This is a genomic window from Proteus vulgaris, assembly GCF_016647575.1.
Classification (GTDB): domain Bacteria; phylum Pseudomonadota; class Gammaproteobacteria; order Enterobacterales; family Enterobacteriaceae; genus Proteus; species Proteus mirabilis_B.
This window is the reverse complement of the sequence record NZ_CP032663.1, coordinates 2197523-2216974: the sequence shown is the minus strand read 5'-3', so window position 1 is coordinate 2216974 and position 19452 is coordinate 2197523. Positions and strand designations below refer to the sequence as shown.

The 19452-nt window shown below is 35.2% G+C and carries 22 protein-coding genes; 14 read left to right on the top strand and 8 right to left on the bottom strand.

What is annotated here, in order from left to right:
- Nucleotides 1–226 precede the first annotated feature (226 nt).
- Nucleotides 227–448, bottom strand: coding sequence for a DUF2594 family protein (locus tag D7029_RS10350; RefSeq protein WP_006536484.1), 222 nt, complete (start codon nucleotides 446–448; stop codon nucleotides 227–229).
- A gap of 293 nt (nucleotides 449–741) precedes the next feature.
- Here D7029_RS10350 and D7029_RS10345 point away from each other — a divergent pair, with 293 nt between their 5' ends.
- The 7 genes from D7029_RS10345 to D7029_RS10315 all read left to right on the top strand — a co-directional run bounded on the left by D7029_RS10345 (nucleotide 742) and on the right by D7029_RS10315 (nucleotide 5363).
- On the top strand, nucleotides 742–1626 hold the full coding sequence (locus tag D7029_RS10345) for an NAD(P)H-hydrate dehydratase (RefSeq protein ID WP_194950615.1): 885 nt from the start codon (nucleotides 742–744) through the stop codon (nucleotides 1624–1626).
- 157 nt (nucleotides 1627–1783) lie between these two features.
- Entirely contained in the window at nucleotides 1784–2212 is a 429-nt protein-coding gene (locus tag D7029_RS10340) for a universal stress protein (protein ID WP_075674297.1), read from the top strand.
- Between the two features lie 117 nt (nucleotides 2213–2329).
- Nucleotides 2330–2668, top strand: a complete 339-nt coding sequence (locus D7029_RS10335; protein ID WP_088495396.1) for a hypothetical protein — start codon at nucleotides 2330–2332, stop codon at nucleotides 2666–2668.
- A gap of 66 nt (nucleotides 2669–2734) precedes the next feature.
- Nucleotides 2735–3172, top strand: coding sequence for a universal stress protein (locus D7029_RS10330; protein WP_075674295.1), 438 nt, complete (start codon nucleotides 2735–2737; stop codon nucleotides 3170–3172).
- Nucleotides 3173–3380: 208 nt separating this feature from the next.
- Entirely contained in the window at nucleotides 3381–3794 is a 414-nt protein-coding gene (locus tag D7029_RS10325) for a hypothetical protein (protein ID WP_194950614.1), read from the top strand.
- A gap of 301 nt (nucleotides 3795–4095) precedes the next feature.
- On the top strand, nucleotides 4096–4899 hold the full coding sequence (locus D7029_RS10320) for a threonine/serine ThrE exporter family protein (RefSeq protein WP_194950613.1): 804 nt from the start codon (nucleotides 4096–4098) through the stop codon (nucleotides 4897–4899).
- A complete protein-coding gene (locus D7029_RS10315; protein WP_194950612.1) occupies nucleotides 4890–5363 on the top strand; it encodes a threonine/serine exporter in 474 nt (157 codons plus the stop codon). The genes D7029_RS10320 and D7029_RS10315 overlap by 10 nt, the downstream gene beginning before the upstream one ends.
- 4 nt (nucleotides 5364–5367) lie before the next feature.
- Here D7029_RS10315 and D7029_RS10310 read toward each other — a convergent pair whose 3' ends face one another.
- Nucleotides 5368–5550, bottom strand: coding sequence for a hypothetical protein (locus tag D7029_RS10310; RefSeq protein WP_036912881.1), 183 nt, complete (start codon nucleotides 5548–5550; stop codon nucleotides 5368–5370).
- Between the two features lie 253 nt (nucleotides 5551–5803).
- On the opposite strand from D7029_RS10310, the gene D7029_RS10305 reads away from it, so the two are divergent.
- A complete protein-coding gene (locus D7029_RS10305) occupies nucleotides 5804–6787 on the top strand; it encodes an endonuclease (RefSeq protein ID WP_228766664.1) in 984 nt (327 codons plus the stop codon).
- Nucleotides 6788–6802: 15 nt separating this feature from the next.
- Here D7029_RS10305 and D7029_RS10300 read toward each other — a convergent pair whose 3' ends face one another.
- Complete coding sequence (locus tag D7029_RS10300; protein ID WP_088495402.1) at nucleotides 6803–7246, bottom strand: methyltransferase family protein; 444 nt, start codon at nucleotides 7244–7246, stop codon at nucleotides 6803–6805.
- Between the two features lie 350 nt (nucleotides 7247–7596).
- Here D7029_RS10300 and phoH point away from each other — a divergent pair, with 350 nt between their 5' ends.
- From phoH to D7029_RS10270, 6 genes are all read left to right on the top strand, one after another.
- Nucleotides 7597–8382, top strand: a complete 786-nt coding sequence (gene phoH, locus D7029_RS10295; protein WP_088495403.1) for a phosphate starvation-inducible protein PhoH — start codon at nucleotides 7597–7599, stop codon at nucleotides 8380–8382.
- 483 nt (nucleotides 8383–8865) lie between these two features.
- Entirely contained in the window at nucleotides 8866–9456 is a 591-nt protein-coding gene (locus D7029_RS10290; RefSeq protein WP_075670953.1) for a fimbrial protein, read from the top strand.
- 47 nt (nucleotides 9457–9503) lie between these two features.
- On the top strand, nucleotides 9504–10196 hold the full coding sequence (locus tag D7029_RS10285) for a molecular chaperone (RefSeq protein ID WP_194950611.1): 693 nt from the start codon (nucleotides 9504–9506) through the stop codon (nucleotides 10194–10196).
- A 13-nt stretch (nucleotides 10197–10209) separates the two neighbouring features.
- Nucleotides 10210–12723: a fimbria/pilus outer membrane usher protein gene (locus tag D7029_RS10280; protein WP_228766663.1), complete on the top strand. Its 2514-nt coding sequence runs from the start codon at nucleotides 10210–10212 to the stop codon at nucleotides 12721–12723.
- An 11-nt stretch (nucleotides 12724–12734) separates the two neighbouring features.
- Nucleotides 12735–13814 carry a fimbrial protein gene (locus tag D7029_RS10275; RefSeq protein ID WP_194950610.1) on the top strand — a complete coding sequence of 360 codons (1080 nt, stop codon included), beginning with the start codon at nucleotides 12735–12737 and terminating at the stop codon, nucleotides 13812–13814.
- A 12-nt stretch (nucleotides 13815–13826) separates the two neighbouring features.
- Nucleotides 13827–14534 (top strand): molecular chaperone, encoded by a 708-nt coding sequence (locus tag D7029_RS10270; RefSeq protein WP_194950609.1) that lies wholly within the window; start codon nucleotides 13827–13829, stop codon nucleotides 14532–14534.
- Nucleotides 14535–14622: 88 nt separating this feature from the next.
- On the opposite strand, the gene D7029_RS10265 is transcribed toward D7029_RS10270, so the two are convergent.
- The 5 genes from D7029_RS10265 to D7029_RS10245 form a co-directional block, all read right to left on the bottom strand.
- Nucleotides 14623–15468, bottom strand: coding sequence for a siderophore-interacting protein (locus D7029_RS10265; protein WP_194950608.1), 846 nt, complete (start codon nucleotides 15466–15468; stop codon nucleotides 14623–14625).
- Between the two features lie 396 nt (nucleotides 15469–15864).
- On the bottom strand, nucleotides 15865–16248 hold the full coding sequence (locus tag D7029_RS10260) for a DUF805 domain-containing protein (protein ID WP_088495407.1): 384 nt from the start codon (nucleotides 16246–16248) through the stop codon (nucleotides 15865–15867).
- A gap of 678 nt (nucleotides 16249–16926) precedes the next feature.
- Nucleotides 16927–17088, bottom strand: a complete 162-nt coding sequence (locus D7029_RS10255; RefSeq protein WP_088495408.1) for a DUF2474 domain-containing protein — start codon at nucleotides 17086–17088, stop codon at nucleotides 16927–16929.
- The gene (gene cydB, locus D7029_RS10250; protein ID WP_088495409.1) at nucleotides 17069–18076 is read right to left on the bottom strand and encodes a cytochrome d ubiquinol oxidase subunit II; all 1008 of its coding nucleotides are present in this window, start codon (nucleotides 18074–18076) and stop codon (nucleotides 17069–17071) included. The genes D7029_RS10255 and cydB overlap by 20 nt, the downstream gene beginning before the upstream one ends.
- Nucleotides 18066–19400 carry a cytochrome ubiquinol oxidase subunit I gene (locus D7029_RS10245; protein ID WP_194950607.1) on the bottom strand — a complete coding sequence of 445 codons (1335 nt, stop codon included), beginning with the start codon at nucleotides 19398–19400 and terminating at the stop codon, nucleotides 18066–18068. Before D7029_RS10245 ends, cydB begins: the two co-directional genes overlap by 11 nt.
- Nucleotides 19401–19452 lie beyond the last annotated feature (52 nt).

Genomic DNA, 19452 nt, shown 5'->3' with positions numbered 1-19452 from the left:
ATTTAGGTGATATGAAAATAATTCAAATAGGAAAATCTAGGATGGGTAAAAGAGAAAAAAATCCCCTCTACAAGGATAGAGGGGTAGCTAAATGAATAAAGAATGGTTTATTTCGAGATTGAGTATATAGGAAGTTTGAAACTAAATTTTGTTTATTTGTGCAGCACAAAAAGTTTAGAAAATAGAATAAAAATATGTGCAAGTACTTAACTCGAAAATAAACATATTATTGGCGATAGGCTGTCTTAATTTGGCTAATTGTATTACGGAATGTCTCTGCTTGTTTTTCGTCATCAACTTCTGCAATTGCACGTTCAATATTTAAAATAACACGCCCAGCATCTGCTTGACCTAATGCTTTTAACATATAGGTGACTAGTGTTTTTAAACAAGCCACTTCTTCTGCTAATGTTTCCACATCTGCTTGTGTTTTAAACTTCTCGTTCATTATCTACGTTCCTTTGTCTTTAATTTATAAATCATATCAAGCTAGGCCATTAGAATAGCAAAGTCTCAGCAAGGTATGAATAGTGATAATGAAAGCATTTTATCATATTGAAATTGTGAGCATGATAAAGAGACAAAATAACCAGTGATCCCATTTATTTGTTGAAATCACGCTATACTTTGAACGTTATGTTTTGAACGTTATGTTTTGAACGTTAATACAAACAGAATGTGATACGGCAATCATTGCCCGCAATAAGAGAAAATGCAGAAAAAGGAGGGAAGGAAACTAATATGAATGAAGAACAACTATTACACGCGATCACTCATTATCCCGCACTTTATCAGCGTAAATCAGGAAATACACATAAAGGAACATTTGGCACATTAGGCATTGTAGGTAGCGCAGAAGGAATGAGCGGCGCGATTGTATTAGCCGGTAAAAGTGCATTGAAAGCAGGATGTGGAAAGGTATTTCTTGGTTTTGCTCAACCACAACTTCCCATTCCTTTTATTGATAGTGCGCCAGAGCTTATGCTCAAAGCAGCACTGACATTGATAAATCAACAAGATATTTCTGCTTGGGCGATTGGATGTGGATTAGGATTATCTGCAAACTCTAAAGAGATCTTATCAGCAGCTTTAGCGCAACGTAATGAAAATATACCCTATGTTTTTGATGCGGATGCATTAGTGTTAATGGCTAAGCTACAATCAAAACTCTCACTTAATCAGCAATGTGTATTAACACCACACCCTAAAGAAGCGTCTATTTTGCTTAATTGCACGCTAAATGATATTCAAAATAATAGAGAAGAAGCGGCGAAAGAGATTGCGAAGCTTTACCATTGTTGGGCAATAATCAAAGGTCAAAATACCGTGATTACTTCTCCAAATGGGGAAATAACAATTAATACAACCGGCAATAGTGGATTATCAACCGCAGGGAGTGGTGATGTGCTAACTGGTGTTATGGGCAGTTTTTTAGCGCAAGGAATGGCAATGTCTGATGCGGTGAAAAGTGCGGTTTGGATACATGGAATGGCGGCGGATATCTTAGTCGAAAAAGGTATTGGGCCAATAGGATTAACTGCATCAGAATTGATTGATACGATCCGAAATATTCGCAATCAAATATGGGCATTGACACAGCAACATAATGCAAACTATTTTGAATGATCACTTTTATTTTTTAGCTTAACGTATTAATAATTAAAGTATTAATAATTAAAGTAGGTTTATATTAAGATTAGGTTGTTTTTAGTTAATTCACTCACAGTAATCTTTGGGTTATTGCGATAGGATTAAGGCAAATGGAGAGTTGAGAGGAGTTATTATGTATAAAACGATTTTAGTGCCTATTGATATTGTAGAAGAAGAGTTAACCAGTAAAGCGGTACGACATGCGGTATATTTAGCAAAAGAAACGGGAGCTAATTTACATTTAATTCATGTTCTTCCTATCTCTTCAGCAATCATTAATGCATATTCATTGGGTTATCCAGAAATTAAAGATAAAGCGACAGTGAAAGCAGAGAATGATATGCAAATGTTGGTAGATTCGGTGGATTTGCCTGCTGAAAAGGTCGCTTATACGGTTACTTTTGGCTCACCTCGTGATGAAATTTTAGTCACAGCAAAAGATATTCATGCAGACTTAATTGTCATTGGTTCACGTAGACCTAATATCAGCACTCATTTATTAGGTTCAACGGCTGCGGGTGTTGTTCGCTATGCTGAAATTTCAGTGTTAGTTGTTCGTTAATATATTACTAATATGCTATGAGCATCCCTCATAGCATATTTTTTATTTTTTTGCGTAGCTTATCTTATTTATTCAATAAGCCGTTTATCGAATAAACAGTCTAGAAAGTGGATAAGAATGGAAAAATTTACCAAAGAACTTTTAAGGCTCGATCATTTTATTCTACGCATCTTACGCTATTATGTAATAGGCTCTATTTTCTTTTTCTTAGGATTATTACCCGGCGTATTAGGGTTTTATTTAATTGAAGGACATAGCTTTATGGAATCTTCATTAAATGCAATCTCTATGTTAAGTGGTCAACCGGTAGAGCCAGCACCTGCAACCCCAACAGGGCGCTTTTTTATTGCAATTTATGGTTTATTTCTTCAGTGTGTTTTTATTTTATCAATTGGGCTTGTAGTCACACCTTTTATTCATCGACAATTGCATAAATGGCATCTTGAGGAAGATTAAATAAGCAAGCTGTGGGTTTAACGCTACAATAATAAACAGACAATAATCTGATAATGAGGAGTTGCTATGTACAAGACAATTCTAGTACCTGTTGATATTTCAGAAGATGAGTTAACGACTAAAGCCTTACAACACGCTGTTTATATTGCTAAATTAGAAGGTGCAAAACTGCATCTTTTCCATGCCATTCCTGATATTTCACGTTTCTCTATTAGTTATAGCTATCATTATGACATGCTCAGTTCTTTTGCAAACAAAGCACTTGAGCGTGTACAAGAACAACTGCAAGAATTAGCTGATGGCATTGATTTGCCAAATGAACAAGTTGAATTTTCAGCCGTATTTGGTTCTGCAAGAGATAAAGTTTTAGAACTCGCTGAAAAAATTAATGCTGATTTGATTGTAATAGGTTCTCGTCGTCCAAGTATTTCAACACACCTCTTGGGTTCAAATGCATCAGGTATTGTTGCTTATGCTAAGCAATCTGTTTTAGTTGTTCGCTAAAATTTTTATAAAAGTTAGAAAATAGTATGCAACCCCTAGATCTCGATTTAGGGGTTTTTTATTTTTAAATTTAAATTGCCATTTTAAATTGATATGTGAGTGCGATTGCTTATTAATGCGGTTTTATTTTAAATACTCGGATCTTTATTGATTGAGAATGATAGTCATTCTAAAGTAGGGCGATTGTTATTAATTAGAGATGAGTATTATGTTGAATAATAAAAATTTTACCGTTATGGATGTTGAGCAATTTCCTGTTGTTACGATGAAAATATTTCCAGAAACACTGGAAGATGCCAATAACTGGACTGCTGAAATGGATATTGTGCTAAACGAAAAAAGAAAATTTGTTCTGGTTTACCCTTCCATCAATAAAAAGGACAAAGAGCATAAAAAAGAAGATATGGAGGGGATGAAAGCGGTTAGACGCTGGCTTAAAGAGGGAAAAGCGCTTCTTAGTGAATATTGTGCTGGTATGGTAATGACAGCCGATCCACAAAAAAATGATAAAGAACAACTGGTACAACTCTCTTCTGTTATTTCTGCGGTTTATGGTGTTCCTGTATATGTTGCAGAAACTCTGGGTGAGTCGTATATTCAAGCTAATGAATTGGTGAAGTAATTAAATCTTATTAATTTCTTTAATTAAGAAGATTTATAAAGCACTTGTATGAGTGCTTTTTTATTAAAACAGTGATAGCTATTTGATGATGCGAGCTAAAAAAAGGATCGGATATTTAATCATTGTACTGTACTTTCTATAACAATATTTATGACCATCCATCTATAACATTGATCTGCCTACAGCCTTAAATATTTTATTTGTTCATAATAGTATTGAAAGATAATAGAGCGAGAAACGAGCTATGCTGATAAACTTTATATTAGCAATGGCTCGTTTTTGATTAAAACTAAGGCATAGTATGGATAATGAGATAATGGCGGATTGCACTGCCATTTCACAAGATAAACAGCGTGAAATTACCAAGTTATGTATTCAAACTGCGTTGTTGCTATTGCAACATGGCGCAGAAAGTATGCTGGTTGAGCAGCTTTCAACCCGTCTAGGTTTAGCTTTAGGTGTACATCAAGTCGAAAGTGCAATTTCTGCTAATGCAGTAGTATTAACCACGATTGTTAATGGGCATTGCCAAACATCAACACGTAAGATTGTCGATCGCGGTATTAATATGCATGTTGTCACTGAAGTTCAGCATATTGTTATTTTGGTCGAACATCACCTTGCAGATATTCACGAAGCAAGAAAACGCTTTGAGCATATAAAACCGTTACGTTATCCACGTTGGGCAATTATTTTTATGGTTGCCTTATCTTGCGGCTGTTTCTCTAAATTAAATGGTGGCAATTGGGATGGCTTTTTAGTTTCAGCCATTGGTGGTGGTCTTGGTATGTTTGTTCGCCAAGCATTAACACATCGCCAAATGAACCCATTAATTAATTTCTGTATTACTGCATTTGTGGCAACTTCAGTCTCAGGTCTATTATTAAAGCTCTCTTATTTTCAAGCTACGGCGACTATTTCAATGGCTGCCAGCGTCTTATTATTGGTTCCTGGATTTCCTTTAATTAATGCGGTTGCTGATATGTTTAAAGGGCACGTTAATACAGGCTTAGCGCGTTGGGCAATGGCAACAATGTTAACTTTAGCCACCTGTTTAGGGGTTATTTTAGCAATGGCAGTATGGGGGTTAAGAGATTGGGCATAATAACGATATTTCTCACCCTAATTGAAGATATGATCTTAGCCGCTATTCCTGCGGTGGGTTTTGCGATGGTATTTAATGTACCATCAAGGGCATTAAAATATTGCGCACTATTAGGCGCAATAGGGCACGGCTCTCGTACCGTTTTAGTGATGAGCGGAATGAATATTGAATGGGCAAGTTTTTGTGCCGCCATTTTAGTAGGTTGCATTGGTATTCAATGGTCACGCTGGTGGCTAGCTCATCCTAAAGTCTTTACTGTTGCTGCGGTTATTCCGATGTTCCCCGGAATAAATGCATATATAGCGATGATCTCTGTGGTGAAGTTAACGCAAATTGGCTATAGCGCGGAAATTTTTGAAGCTTTAGTTACTAATTTCCTTAAAGCTTCATTTATTGTCGGTGCGCTCTCTATCGGGCTATCCTTGCCGGGATTATGGTTATATCGCAAGCGTCCGAGTGTATAATGACTCACATCGCGTGTTGTAATGAATTTAATGTAATATCCAGTTCATTTTTGTCAGAAATAATAATTTGAATTCGTAATTTATTCTCAGATTCTAAACTAGCATGCGCTTTAACATCTTCGTTATTCGCATGCTTTTTTGTTATCTCGACTAATTCGTCCATCAAATTCAGCATATTCTCATTCATTTTTAAATTTCTCCAAATCATTGATGGACTAAACCATAGCAAATCCCTTTTGTGTTAATGTCGAGAATAACGGCTTTTTCTATCACCATTCACGCTTATTGTTTTATTTTTTATACAAAAAATAGCAAGAAAGATTGCCCAAAATAAATAAAAAAAAGGTAAGATTAGGCTAAATAAAAATAAGATTATCAGTTGGTTATTAAAGATAATTCTTATTGGGTTTAATAAAATAAAGAGTAAGGCAGATACCACTTTGAGAAAAATATTACACTATACCGCGGTTGTGTTGGGTTTGTTTTTTATTACGCTAAATGTTCAAGCGCAGGCCCCTGAGAATTTTACAAAAGCGAAAGAGATAGCAAAAGAACGTATTTATTATGATCAAAATCAAAAGTCACAAGGCACTATTTATTGTGGTTGTGATTGGGAATGGGTAGGTAAATCTGGTGGGCGTGTTAATTTAGCCAGTTGTGGTTATAAAGTTAGAACCCAACAAACAAGAGCAGAACGTATTGAGTGGGAGCATATCGTTCCTGCATGGGTTTTTGGTCATCAACGTCAATGTTGGCAAAATGGGGGCAGAACGAATTGTGTGAAAAACGATCCTGTATTTGGAAAAATTGAAGCCGATCTACACAATTTAGCGCCATCTATTGGTGAAGTTAACGGGGATCGTAGTAATTTTAGTTTTGGGCAATTACCAGCACAAGCACCTTATCAATATGGTCAATGCCATAGCCGTGTTGACTTCGCGTCACGTACTTTTGAACCTCGTAATGAAGTTAAGGGACAAGTAGCAAGGGTTTATTTCTATTTACATGATCGCTATAACCTCTCTATGTCACGTCAACAACAACAGTTATTAATGGCTTGGGATAATGCTTATCCACCAACAGCGTGGGAAAAAGAGCGTGATAACCGTATTGCTCGCATTGTTGGATATCATAATCCGTTTGTGACGGGTGAAGTGAAGTGGCAATTAGGACATAAAAATAGTGGTGCCGGATTATCTGCAACAAATAATGCGCCAGTCACTAAAGCTAAAACTGAAACGCCTAAACAAGTAAATACATCACAATCTGAAGATATTAAAGGTAATGTTAATAGCAAGATCTACCATTTTGCACATTGTTCTGGTTATAAAACAATGTCAGATAAAAATGCGGTTTTGTTTAAAACAGAGAGTGAGGCAATTAAGGCAGGTTACCGTTTAGCTAATAATTGTAAACAGCCTTAATCGTAATTATTTAGGTCACATCCAGCGACGAACGTGGCGACAATATTGTTGCCACGCTTGCGGAAATAATTCACTTAAGATTTTCTCTTCACGTACTATCGTATAGCGATCAGTAATAAAGTAAAACGCGATTGCTGCCCCTAAAAATCCCCAATTACCAAAAATAAAAAATAACCCGATACTGATATCTAAAAAACCAAGATACATAGGATTACGGCTTATTTTATAAGGACCACTTGTCACTAATTGTCGAGGTGTGTGATTAGGATTAGGAGACGTTTTTTGTTTAATAAAAAAGGAGAGGCAATAAAAAAGCCAGATCCCAGAAGTCGTAATAGTGAGTAAACCGAGATAAAAAAAGAATCCCATTTTGAGAGAGCCAGAATGAAGTTCAAAACCAATAAATGGAATGAGGTTAAGTAGTAACCAATAAATAAAAGGTAATCGTAAGAAATTCATTTACTCCCCCTGAAATAACACTTATTGTTATTTTTATGTTAAGTCCATCTCGTTATAAATCATCTTAGTATTGAAAATATTTTTATTTTGTCATTATACTGTCATAAAGCTTCGCTAATTTTCACTCTAACTCCATGATGGGGAATATGAATGATAGAAGCAATGGAAATATCTCGTTACTCACAGAAAACCGGCAACAACCGTTCATTGATGTTTAATGTTCAGGATTGTGACCGGTTTTTTTGTTTTCTGCGACTAAATAGAGTCTGAAGGGGACTCACTGGTAAGTGAATGGAATAAAAACAGAGATGTCGATGACTTTTTGAAGACTAACAAGGGTAAATACCACTATGAGTAGACAAAAAGCAGCAACACGTTTACGCCGAGAAAATAAACGCACCTCACGCAAAGAACAACGCAATGGGGCACATCGAGATAATGTTATGGTTTTACCAGGATTTGGGGATATTGATACCATTGGTATGGCGAGAGAAAAGCGTGATGAACGTGTGTTATCTCCTCGCAACGAAGCACAGCGCCAATATATGAATGCAATTAAGCATCAGAATCTTATTTTTGCCACAGGAGAAGCTGGTTGTGGTAAAACCTTTCTTAGTGCCGCAATGGCTGCCGATGCTTTAATTAATAAAGAAATAGAACGTATTATTGTTACTCGACCAGTGTTGCAGGCAGATGAAGATCTCGGTTTCTTACCTGGCGATATTGCCGAAAAATTCGCACCATATTTTCGCCCTGTCTATGATGTCTTAGTGAAACGCTTAGGTGCTTCATTTTTACAATATTGTTTACGACCGGAAATCGGTAAAGTTGAAATTGCACCTTTCGCTTATATGCGAGGGCGTACTTTTGAAAATGCATTTGTTATTTTAGATGAAGCGCAGAATGTTACGGTAAATCAAATGAAATTATTTCTAACCAGAATGGGCGAAAATGTCACCGTTGTGGTTAATGGTGATATTACCCAGTGCGATTTACCCGCTAGTGTACCGTCTGGATTAGCGGATGCACTTATTCGATTTGAAGCTAATAATCGAGTAGGCGTGATTAAGTTTATGCAAGAAGATTGTGTACGCTCTACATTATGTCAGCATGTGTTAGCTGCTTATAATGATTAAATAGAGTATGGGAATTATTGTATAAAATTAAAAAGGTCACATATTAATGTGGCCTTTATCTTTATTTGTTTTTAATTTTTATAATTAAGCTGTTTTTTTAATTCTATTTTATATGATTTATCTTTTTATTAATTATGGGGAATTTGATTTGAATGAAAAATTTCAAAGTAAATTAATTAACTTGAGAGTATTCTTTTTTTGATTGGTCATTAATAGGTTAATTGTTATTGTTCTTTTGTTTATAATATTTTAATTAAATAGTGATATTAAAATATAAACACATTCATATATTAATTAATGAACGCCATTTAATTGAATTTGACTTAAATCACGAATTTTAAAAAATAGATAAATTTATTTGTTGGTTTTTAAAGTTATGACTAATATCAAATTGACTAGGGTTTTTTGTTACCTCTAGTTAATGATGGCAATAATAGAATCTTATTTTTGCTAATTAAATATTTATCTATTTTGGAGTTATATATGTTTAAAAATAAACTCCCACTGTCATTATTATCAGTGGCTATATTGTCGTCGTCGGCATTTGCCGCAACCAACAGCGCAGGGGGGATCATTTCTTTCTCTGGTGCTATTAGTGATACCACCTGTACAATTAATGGGGGAAATAGTGCGGACTTTTCTATTCTATTAGATCCTATTACCGTAACGGATGCTGGAACAACGGCAAATACTGTTATTGCCAAAAATCAAAAAGAGTTTGCTTTGACATTCTCTGATTGTGCTCCTGCATCTACTCCAAGTGGAAGTAATTTAAAGATACATTTCTCATCTGCAAATACTATTTCAACAAGTGGATTATATTTGGTTAATGATACTTCGAATGAAAATGATCCATTAGTTGCAAAAAACGTCGGCTTTAGTTTATCAACACCTGCTGCACCAACCGTTGCTATACCACTAAATGCCACCTTTGATACAGGTATTAAAGGCGATAAAACAGCGCCAGATTCAGATACTCTACGCTTAATTGCCAGTTACTATAAAACAAATGCAACAGCGGCTAAAACAGGGCCAGTACACTCTAACGTTATTTATACAGTATCTTATTTATAATATAAAAAGCCAGACTCAATGGGTCTGGCTTTTTTGGGGTGGTTATAATGAAAAAATTAATATTCCTTTTAATTATCTTGATATTACCCTCGACTGTATTAGCCAATATCATTATCAATGGTACTCGCGTTATTTATTATGAAAGCGTTGATAGTGTTAATATCCAATTGACGAATAATGGTGATTTAGCTTCTTTGGTACAAAGTTGGATAGATGATGGAGATGTGAATTCGACACCAGAAAATGCAAATTCACCTTTTTATTTATATCCACCAATTGTCAAAATAGCAGGAAGACAAGGGCAAACTCTAAGAATAAAAAATTCCGATGAAAAACAGATAAGTAATGTTGAAAAAGTCTATTATTTAAATGTATTAGATATTCCTGAAAATGCACAAGCACTAAAAGGAAAAAGCTATTTACAATTGGCGATGAAAACAAGAATTAAAGTTTTCTATCGTCCTACCGCATTAACAGATGATCCTGAATTAGTGAATGAAAAAATAACTTATCAATTAAATGGTAATAAGGTTTTAGTTAAAAATAACTCACAATATCATTTCACTATAGCTTCTATTTCTACTGAAGAAATGCCACGTATTACTCTTGCTGATTCTGAAATGATCCCACCGTTATCTTCTCGTGAGTTACCATTAATTAATAAATTAAAAAATAATTCTGTTGTTGTTGTTTATGTTGATGATTTTGGTGTTTATAAATCACAAAATATTAAACTCTAATCGAGATAACATCGTGAATAATCCAAGATATCTCTCAATCCTCATTTTTTTAGGAATACAAAATTATACTCAAAATCTGTATGCAGAGGAATTTGATACATCTTTACTTGTTGGAAATTCAAAGAATGGAGATATTTCACGATTTTATATTGACGACAAAATTCCTGAAGGAAAACAACTTGTCGATGTTTATGTCAATCAAGTATGGAAAGGACAATTTGAAATAAATGTAATAGGTGAACACGCAGAGATTAGTTTTGAAACCGTGGATGTAAATAAACTTGGTTTAAATTTATCTCTATCTGCGAAACAAAAAATTGCACAGCAAAAAACAATACTATCAAATGAATTGGCAAAAGGTGTGACGTCGGCATTAGATATTAATAAATTAAGGCTTGATATTAATGCTCCTCAGATTTCAGTGAAACAATCAGAGGTAGGGTATGTTGATCCAAGTTATTGGCAACAAGGTATTTCAGCTCTGATTTTATCTTATAATTTAAACTACTATAACTATAAAGAAAAAAAAGGAAGTAAAAGCAATAACGAGAGTTTTTTTGCCAATATTAATTCAGGTGTGAATTTAGGCGCATGGCAGTTTAGAGATGAATCTAACTACTCTTATTATTCTCACGGCAAAAGCCAATGGAAAAACAATACGCGCTATGTTTATAAGGCATTTAGCCAAATAACTTCAGGATTAACAATTGGCGATTTTTATACGCCAATGGCGCTTTTTACCAGTATTCCATTTAGAGGGGCGTCACTGGCAACAGAAATGGGTATGCTCCCTAATTCGAGTCAAGGATTCGCGCCCATTATTCGTGGTGTTGCACAGACGAATGCGCTAGTGAGTGTTTATCAAAATGAAAATCTAGTTTTTCAAGAAAATGTGCCTCCGGGTGAATTTTCCTTTCGAGATATTCAACCTACTGCGGGAGGTGGTGATCTCTTAGTGGTTATTCAAGAAGCAGATGGGAGAAGGGGATCTTTCACTGTCCCGTTTTCAGCTGTTCCTGATATGTTAAAAGAAGATGTTTATCGTTATAACGTAACGTTAGGTGAATCACGAGTTAGTAATACAAATTATCGGCCTAAATTTGCACAAGGTGAGTTTCATTATGGTCTTAATAATTTAGTTACTGTTTATGCGGGCGGTATTGTCAGTGAAGATTATTACTCCGCATTGATAGGTAGTGGTTGGAATTTTAAATTTGGGGCAATTTCAGCAGATATAACACATGCAACGGCAGATTTACAGACAGGTAAAAAAACAGGGCAAAGTTTTCGGCTTGCTTATAGTAAATATATGGATGCGACATTAACCAATTTAACATTGGCTGCTTATCGTTATTCTACTCGTGATTATTATAGTTTTGTAGATTCAATTTACGCTCATGACAACTATAAAGCTTGGAAAGACTATCAAAATGATATTGCTCAACAGCAAAATAATAATAATGCAGTATCTGATCTTGATTTATCAACGTTTGATGCACTACGAGGTTCTAGAGCAAAAAATACGTTTACCATAAATCTTAATCAATATTTGGGTGGTCAGCGTGGTGTTGTTTTTCTTTCAGGGACACATCGAAACTATTGGAATACAGATGAGAGTAATCGCGAGTATCAGTTAGGCTATTCAAATAATTATAAAGATATTGCGTATAATCTTTCTGTTTCAAAGTTAAGAAATTACGATAATAAAGAAGAGACTCGTTATTATTTTAATATTAGTGTGCCGATTTCATTTTTTGATAAAAGAGCTAATATTAATACTTCAATTTATGCGGCTGATTCACGTTACCAGCAATCTACAATTAGTATGAGTGGAACAGCAGGTAAAGATGACCTAGTTAATTATACTTTAACAGGTTCAAATCAAACGGGTGGAAATAATTTAGTCGGCGCAAATGTGAGTTATCGTCATCCATATAGCACATTATCTGCATCTTATACGGAAGCAAATAATTATCGCCAGGGAGGATTAGGCGCTAGAGGAACAGTTGTTGCCGTACCTAATCATATTGTTTTTTCAGGTAATACAGGGAATACCTATACTCTTATCGAAGCACCTATGGCCAATAATATGATGGTTAATGGAAATAAAGCCACATTAACCAATAATCAAGGGATAGTATTAGTGCCTAATAGTATCCCATATCGTACAAATAATTATACTTTAACAAATACAGAAATGCCTTCAAATGCTGAGCTTGTTGGAAATACAACCCAGGTTACTCCGTATTTAGGCGCAGTTAATTACCTCACATTAACAACGGATAAACGTAAGACATTTATTATTAAAGCATCTTTAGAAAATAATGAAAGTTTACCTTTCGGTACAGAAGTTTTAAATAATAAAAAAGAAAGTATTGGTTATGTCGGACAATCAAGTGTGCTTTATTTAAAAAGTGATGAGTTACCTTCTTCAATCTTTATAAAATTAAATAAAGCTGAAAAAATGGAATGTGTTGTGGAGCATTTAATAAATACGATGGATAAAAATAGTAATATTTGTCGATAAAGGAAAGCGCTATGAAATCACCAGCTTTTATATTTATAATTTTATTAGGTGCGATAAGCCAACAGGCAATTGCTAACTGTAAACCTGAGGACACTATTACGGCACCCAATATTAACTTTGATTTATCTGCAGATTTAAATGCAGCTTCAACAACTGTAACAAAAACGAGTAGAACAATATTTCCGGGTACCTTTAAATGTAATGCAAGAGGGGTATTATTTCCTAATACTGTGGGTATTGCCTCACCTTTTAATGATGGTCGAACGGGAACAATTGGTTTTAATGGTGGGAAGCAGTTTGTCTCTATTACATTAACAGCATTAGAAAAAGATAATGTAACGAATATTTCAGCGGGAACACACCCTGCATCAGATTTAGATACTAATTTCACCTTAAAATTTACGTTATTGAGTAGTAAACCCTCGACCAATTATAAAGAGGTGAGTGGAAGTACAGCGGTTGTTAACCCTGTTATTTTAGCGTCAGATGCATCGAGTGTTGGGTTAGTTCAGTGGTTACTTAATATTGTTATTAAACTTGTGCAATTCTTATTAACGTGGCAATGGCCAGTTGATCAAAATGATATTTTCTTACAACCAATGCTAATTACTTATAATCCTGTAATGACAACCTGTAATTTTTCTAATGCGGGTTTAGTTGTTTCATTGCCATTAATCAGTGTAAAAGATGCAAAAACGGCAGATAAAGCAGGATACACACCTTTTACATTAAATTTTACGTGCCAAGACTTTTTAAGTGGCTCAAAAACGTCTAGAAATATTAAGATGTTTTTATCAAGCCAAAATTTATTGGCGACAGATAAAACTATATTAACTAATACAACAGCGCAAGGTGCAGGAGGGATCGGGTTCCGTGTAGTAAAAAGCGATAATATCAATAGCCCCGTTATTTTTTCTGACAATATTAATTCTCAAGGCAGTGCGACCAGTATTTTCAGTGTTAATCAAGGTGGCAACTTATCCTCTGCATTTTCGATAAATATGGGGGCTTATTATTATCCTTATAATGTTAATTCAGTTACTCAAGGGCAAATAACAAGCACAGCGACATTAGTAATGTCTTATGACTAAAGAGTGTATCTAATGAAAAAAATAATAAATGTTAGTTTTATTTTATTATTTATGCTTATAACATCCATAGCAAAGGCAAGTGTGGTACTTGAGCGTACACGTCTAATTTTTCCCATGGACAAATCAATACTGTCATTGCAAATTTTTAATCGCAGTGAACAACCAACATTAGTTCAATCTTGGATAGATGATGGTGATATTTCATCAACCCCTGAGACGACAACGGCGCCTTTTATTGTAATTCCTCCTATAATGAAAGTTTCTTCTAATGGAGGAGCGCAATTAAGAATACAACAATTAGACAATAAGTTGCCTCAAGATAGAGAGTCTATTTTTTATCTTAATGTGCTTGATATTCCGCCTAAACCCAACAGTGGTGAAAATACAAACACGTTGCAATTAGCATTACAAACTCGTATTAAGCTTTTTTATCGCCCTAAACAACTCGAGTTAACAAGTAGCGCTATTTTTAACCAGATTGAGATTACAAAGGAACAGCAGAATTTAGAGATTAGTAATCCTTCAGCTTATTTTTTTACGATTTCCAAAATATATACACAAGAGAATAAAGAGCAATCTTTAATTCATACCACAATGATAGCGCCGTTTTCAAAACAGAAAATCGAATATAAAGGACGAGTTGATACCAATCAAGTCATTACCGTCATCTATATAGATGATGATGGAAATTATCAGCAAGATAAGAAGAATATACATTGATTACATTTTTATAATAAAAAAGGCTGCATATTATTGAAGTATTTAATATGCAGCCTGTACAGCCAACACTTGATCTTTACTTTATTACTTAGCTTATGTCTTCGTTATCCATAACATGATGACGTTCAGCGTGATAGCCTTCTTCGTCATAACCAAAACGCCAATAAGGAATGGCATAAATCAAACTACGATCGTAACCGTTATCACGGCGAATATGGCGTCTTAATGCACGAATAATTTTGTCCTCACCTGCGATCCAGAATGCTACATCTTCAGCGGGCAATTCCCATGACATAAATTCATTAATTAAGTTTTGAGTTTGTTCTTCAACTGAGCCAACCAACCAGATTATCTCTAAACCGCTAGGATGTTTAATTTCTTGGCGATGCGTTTCGTCTTCTACTCGTATAATGACTTTCCCTTGAACATTAGGCTGCATAGTTTCAATTAAAGCCATTAAAGCAGGTAATGAACTTGGATCGGCTGCCATATAGTAATGTGAAGCAGGTACTAATAAAGGATCAGGACCACCCGGATTAGTGATCCCAATATAGTCGCCTTGCTTAGCATTTAGCGCGAAATGAATGGCAGGGCCTGCATCATCATGTACGGCAAATTCAATATCTATCTCTTTTTGCTCAGGACGAATAGCACGAACACTATAAGTACGTACAATCGATCTTGGTTCACCTTCAGGCCATTTAGGGCCTTTTTCAGAAAAACCCGGTACGGTTGGTTTAACTTGGCCTTCTAAAGGTAAGAATATTTTTAAATGTGCACCCGCAGTATCTGCTGGGTAAGTATCTAAATCATCACTCGTAAAGGTGATACAGCGCATTCCCGGTGTAACATCAGTAATACGTTTTACTTGAACTAGGCGAGGAGGGGCTGGTTTATAAATATTTTTTTCTTGAGGTGTTTTTTGGTTACTCACGTTTTTTTACCTGACTCATTTAATTGTTTTATCGACGTAGATATTATCATTTTCAATTAATAATGATAGTCATTATCAACATTAATATTGATTTAGTAAAGGAATGCGTATTTTTTACTTATAGAGTGTGATTAGGTTCAAACTCACAATAAAGAAAAAACTTAAAGATCAACGCAATAAGCATGGTGTAATAACTTGATAGTATTAATTAGAAAAGCTAGAGGTAAATAAAAACACTAAAGTACAATGTAGGCGGGGGGGATGTATTGGCATTATTCTATTTAAAGAGAGGAACGATTTTAGATGGTTACAACAATGATAGGAAAATCAATTAATACAGTGAGCAAACTAAATAGTTATACACTCACTGTATTGTCATATTAATTCAGCAATAGATTAAGCTTTAGGATCTGGGCCGAATCTGTTGTCACCTTTAGTACCTTCAAGGCACATAAAGACAAAAACAATTAATCCACCAACAGCAGGAATAAATGCAAGTAAGAACATCCAACCTGATTTATCTTGGTCGTGGAAACGACGAATAGTTACAGCAAGGCTAGGTACGATAATCGCTAAAGAATAAATACCGATAATAATACCTACAATCGAACCTAATGAACTCGTTTCACCAGTGTTCATATCTATTGATGACATTAAAATAGCATATAGAACAGTAATAATAATGGTATTTACCAGAGTAAACATCCAATATTCTTTTCTGCGAGCACGGCCTGAAAAGTTAGCGTAATTATTTTTAATGACTTCCAAATACCAATTCATGACTTCATCCTTAATTTAGTAGCAACAATACGTAAGCCTAGTGTAAGTGATCTTTCTTAGCAATTAAGATAATTCTAAATTATCAAAATATGTATTTTGAACAGACATTGTCCATTACCCACACGTTTAATAGGGGGGGATTTAATTTTTGAATTAATCATATGGGTATATCTAAATGACTCTTTTAGCGTGTCTTTATAGAATAATACAGATATGAATCCTCTAGGCGGCGATATCATAATTACTTTGGAAGCCTAATTCAACATTCATTCTATCTTATTTCTAGAGAAGATGGCTTTTTATAGGATTGTTTGTATCTTTATTTATCGTAATAAATGCATAAAAAAGATTTTATCTCTTACCATTAATCAAAAATGATGTATTTGTAGTTATTTTAGCAAAGAGTTTGATTTAAATTTAGTTAATCATAGAAAAATGAAAATATTTACTTTTTTGCTTCCTTTTCCATTTTCTTTTATCGCAAAATAATTTATATAAATTAGCCATTAAAAGAGCATCTGATAACAATAGGCTAAGGTGTAATAATACTAAACAATAACCCATTATTTTAAATAAAGATAAAAGGGCTGAAGATAACTTCAGCCCTTTCTTTACTTTTTATTTTATAGCTTACCGTATTCGGTGCTAGTTAATTATATTGCTGTATGTACTTCGCCTTTACTTGACTTTCATTCCGGCTAACGTCATTAAAAAACGAAAGAGAGAAGAAACTGCGAATAAGGCTAAAACACTACAAAACCAAATAGTAATCAACCATCCCCATCTTTTTAATAACGAGGGTTTGCTTTGTATTTGTGGATCAGTGATAACCTTCTTCATAATTTGTTTTTCCTCTGAAAACGTAATAACTCCAGAATGTGTACACAAGAATAATTGGAATAATAAACAGTGCGCCAACTAGCATAAACCCTTGGCTTTCTGGCGGTGCGGATGCCTCTACAAAACTAATTGCAGGTGGAATAATGTTAGGCCAAATACTGATCCCTAATCCTGCAAAACCTAAGAAAATTAAAGCCAGTGCGCCAAAGAAAGGCAGGTAATGCCCCTGTTTTTTCACTGAACGTAAAATTAACCAAACGCTATACAACACTAAAAGAGGAACAGGTAAAAAGAAGAACAGGTTTGGTAATGTGAACCAACGTTCAGCAATTGTAGGTTGTGCTAATGGTGTCCATGCACTAACTGCTGCAATGACTGCAAGCATAACAAGTGTAAGAGGTTTTGCGACCTTATATAGACTCTGCTGTAAATGACCTTCGGTTTTCATAATTAGCCAGCCACATCCTAATAACGAATAGGCGATAACTAATCCAAATCCACAAAAGAGTGCAAAAGGGGATAACCAATCAAAATAGCTACCCGCAAAGGCGCGATTAACAACAGGCAAACCTTGAACAACGCTACCAACGACAACGCCTTGCATAAAGGTGGCTAAGATAGAGCCAAAGATAAATGATTTATCCCAAAAACCTTTGTGGTTGTCATCGGCTTTAAAACGAAATTCAAACGCGACACCACGAAAAATTAAGGCGACAAGCATTAATGTTAGAGGCATTGCTAAAGCATCAAGAATAACCGCGTAAGCCAATGGGAAAGCACCAAATAATGCAGCTCCTCCTAGGACTAACCATGTTTCGTTGCCGTCCCATACAGGGGCAACAGTATTCATCATTAAGTCACGATCTTGGTCACTTTTAATAAATGGATAAAGCATACCGATACCCAGATCGAAACCATCCATGACAATATACATTAACGTACTAAATACAATAATGACGAACCAAATAACTGGTAAATCAATTCCCATGATGAACCTCCGGTGTACCTTTACGGATCAGTTTTAACATATAGGCATATCCAACACCGAATACAGAGCTATAAACAACTAAGAAGATGAGCAAGCTTATACTCATATGCATTTCGCCGTGTGCAGATACGGCATCTCGAGTTCGTTGTATGCCATAAACAACCCAAGGTTGACGTCCTACTTCTGTTGTAAACCAACCAGCAAGAATAGCGATCAGTCCTGAAGGAGCCATCAAAAAAGTTAAGCGTAAGAAAGTCTTAGATTCATAAAGTTTCTTTTTATATCGTAGCCATGTTCCCCAAACACCCACTAAAATCATTAACATGCCAAGGCCAACCATAATGCGGAAAGACCAGAAGACGATAAGTGAGTTAGGTCGGTCTTCTTTAGGAAACTCTTTTAATGCTGGAACTTGTTTTTCTAAGCTATGAGTTAAGATCATGCTGCCAAGATAAGGAATTTCTATCTTATATTTTGTTTCTTCAGCATCCATATCTGGCATACCAAAGAGAATTAACGGCGTTGCTTCTCCGGGTTCATTTTCCCAATGACCTTCGATCGCGGCAATTTTAGCGGGTTGATGTTTTAAGGTGTTTAAACCATGGACATCACCAATGAGTGCTTGAATTGGTGCTAAAATTAAAATCATCCATAAAGACATTGAAAGCATCTTTTTCATCGCGGATGTTTTATTGCCTTTGAGCAGATGCCATGAGGCAGATGCGGCAATAAAGAAGGCAGATGCAAGGAAAGCGGCAACACCCATATGAGCAAGGCGATAAGGGAATGATGGATTGAAAATAACCGCGATCCAATCTACGGGAACGACTTGGTTATTTATAATTTCAAACCCTTGTGGTGTTTGCATCCAGCTATTTGAAGCCAAGATCCAAAATGTAGACATTAATGTACCTAATGCCACCATACAGGTTGCAAAAAAGTGGAGTTTTTCACCTACTTTATTCCAACCAAATAGCATTACACCTAAGAAACCGGCTTCTAAGAAGAAAGCAGTAAGAACTTCATAAGTGAGTAAAGGGCCTGTAATTGAGCCCGCAAAATCAGAGAAAAAGCTCCAGTTGGTTCCGAATTGATAGGCCATAACCAAACCGGAGACAACGCCCATAGCAAAGTTAACAGCGAATATTTTTGACCAAAAATGGAATAGCGCTAAATAATCCTTATTGCGAGTTTTTAACCATAAACCTTCCAAGACGGCTAAAAAGCTAGCCAGTCCGATAGTAATTGCAGGGAAGATAATATGAAAAGAAACTGTGAACGCAAACTGGATACGCGCCAAATCAAAGGCACTTAACCCAAGCATAAAAACCTCGTTATATTGATATAAAAATGTAAATAGCAGGTAAATCGTGTGG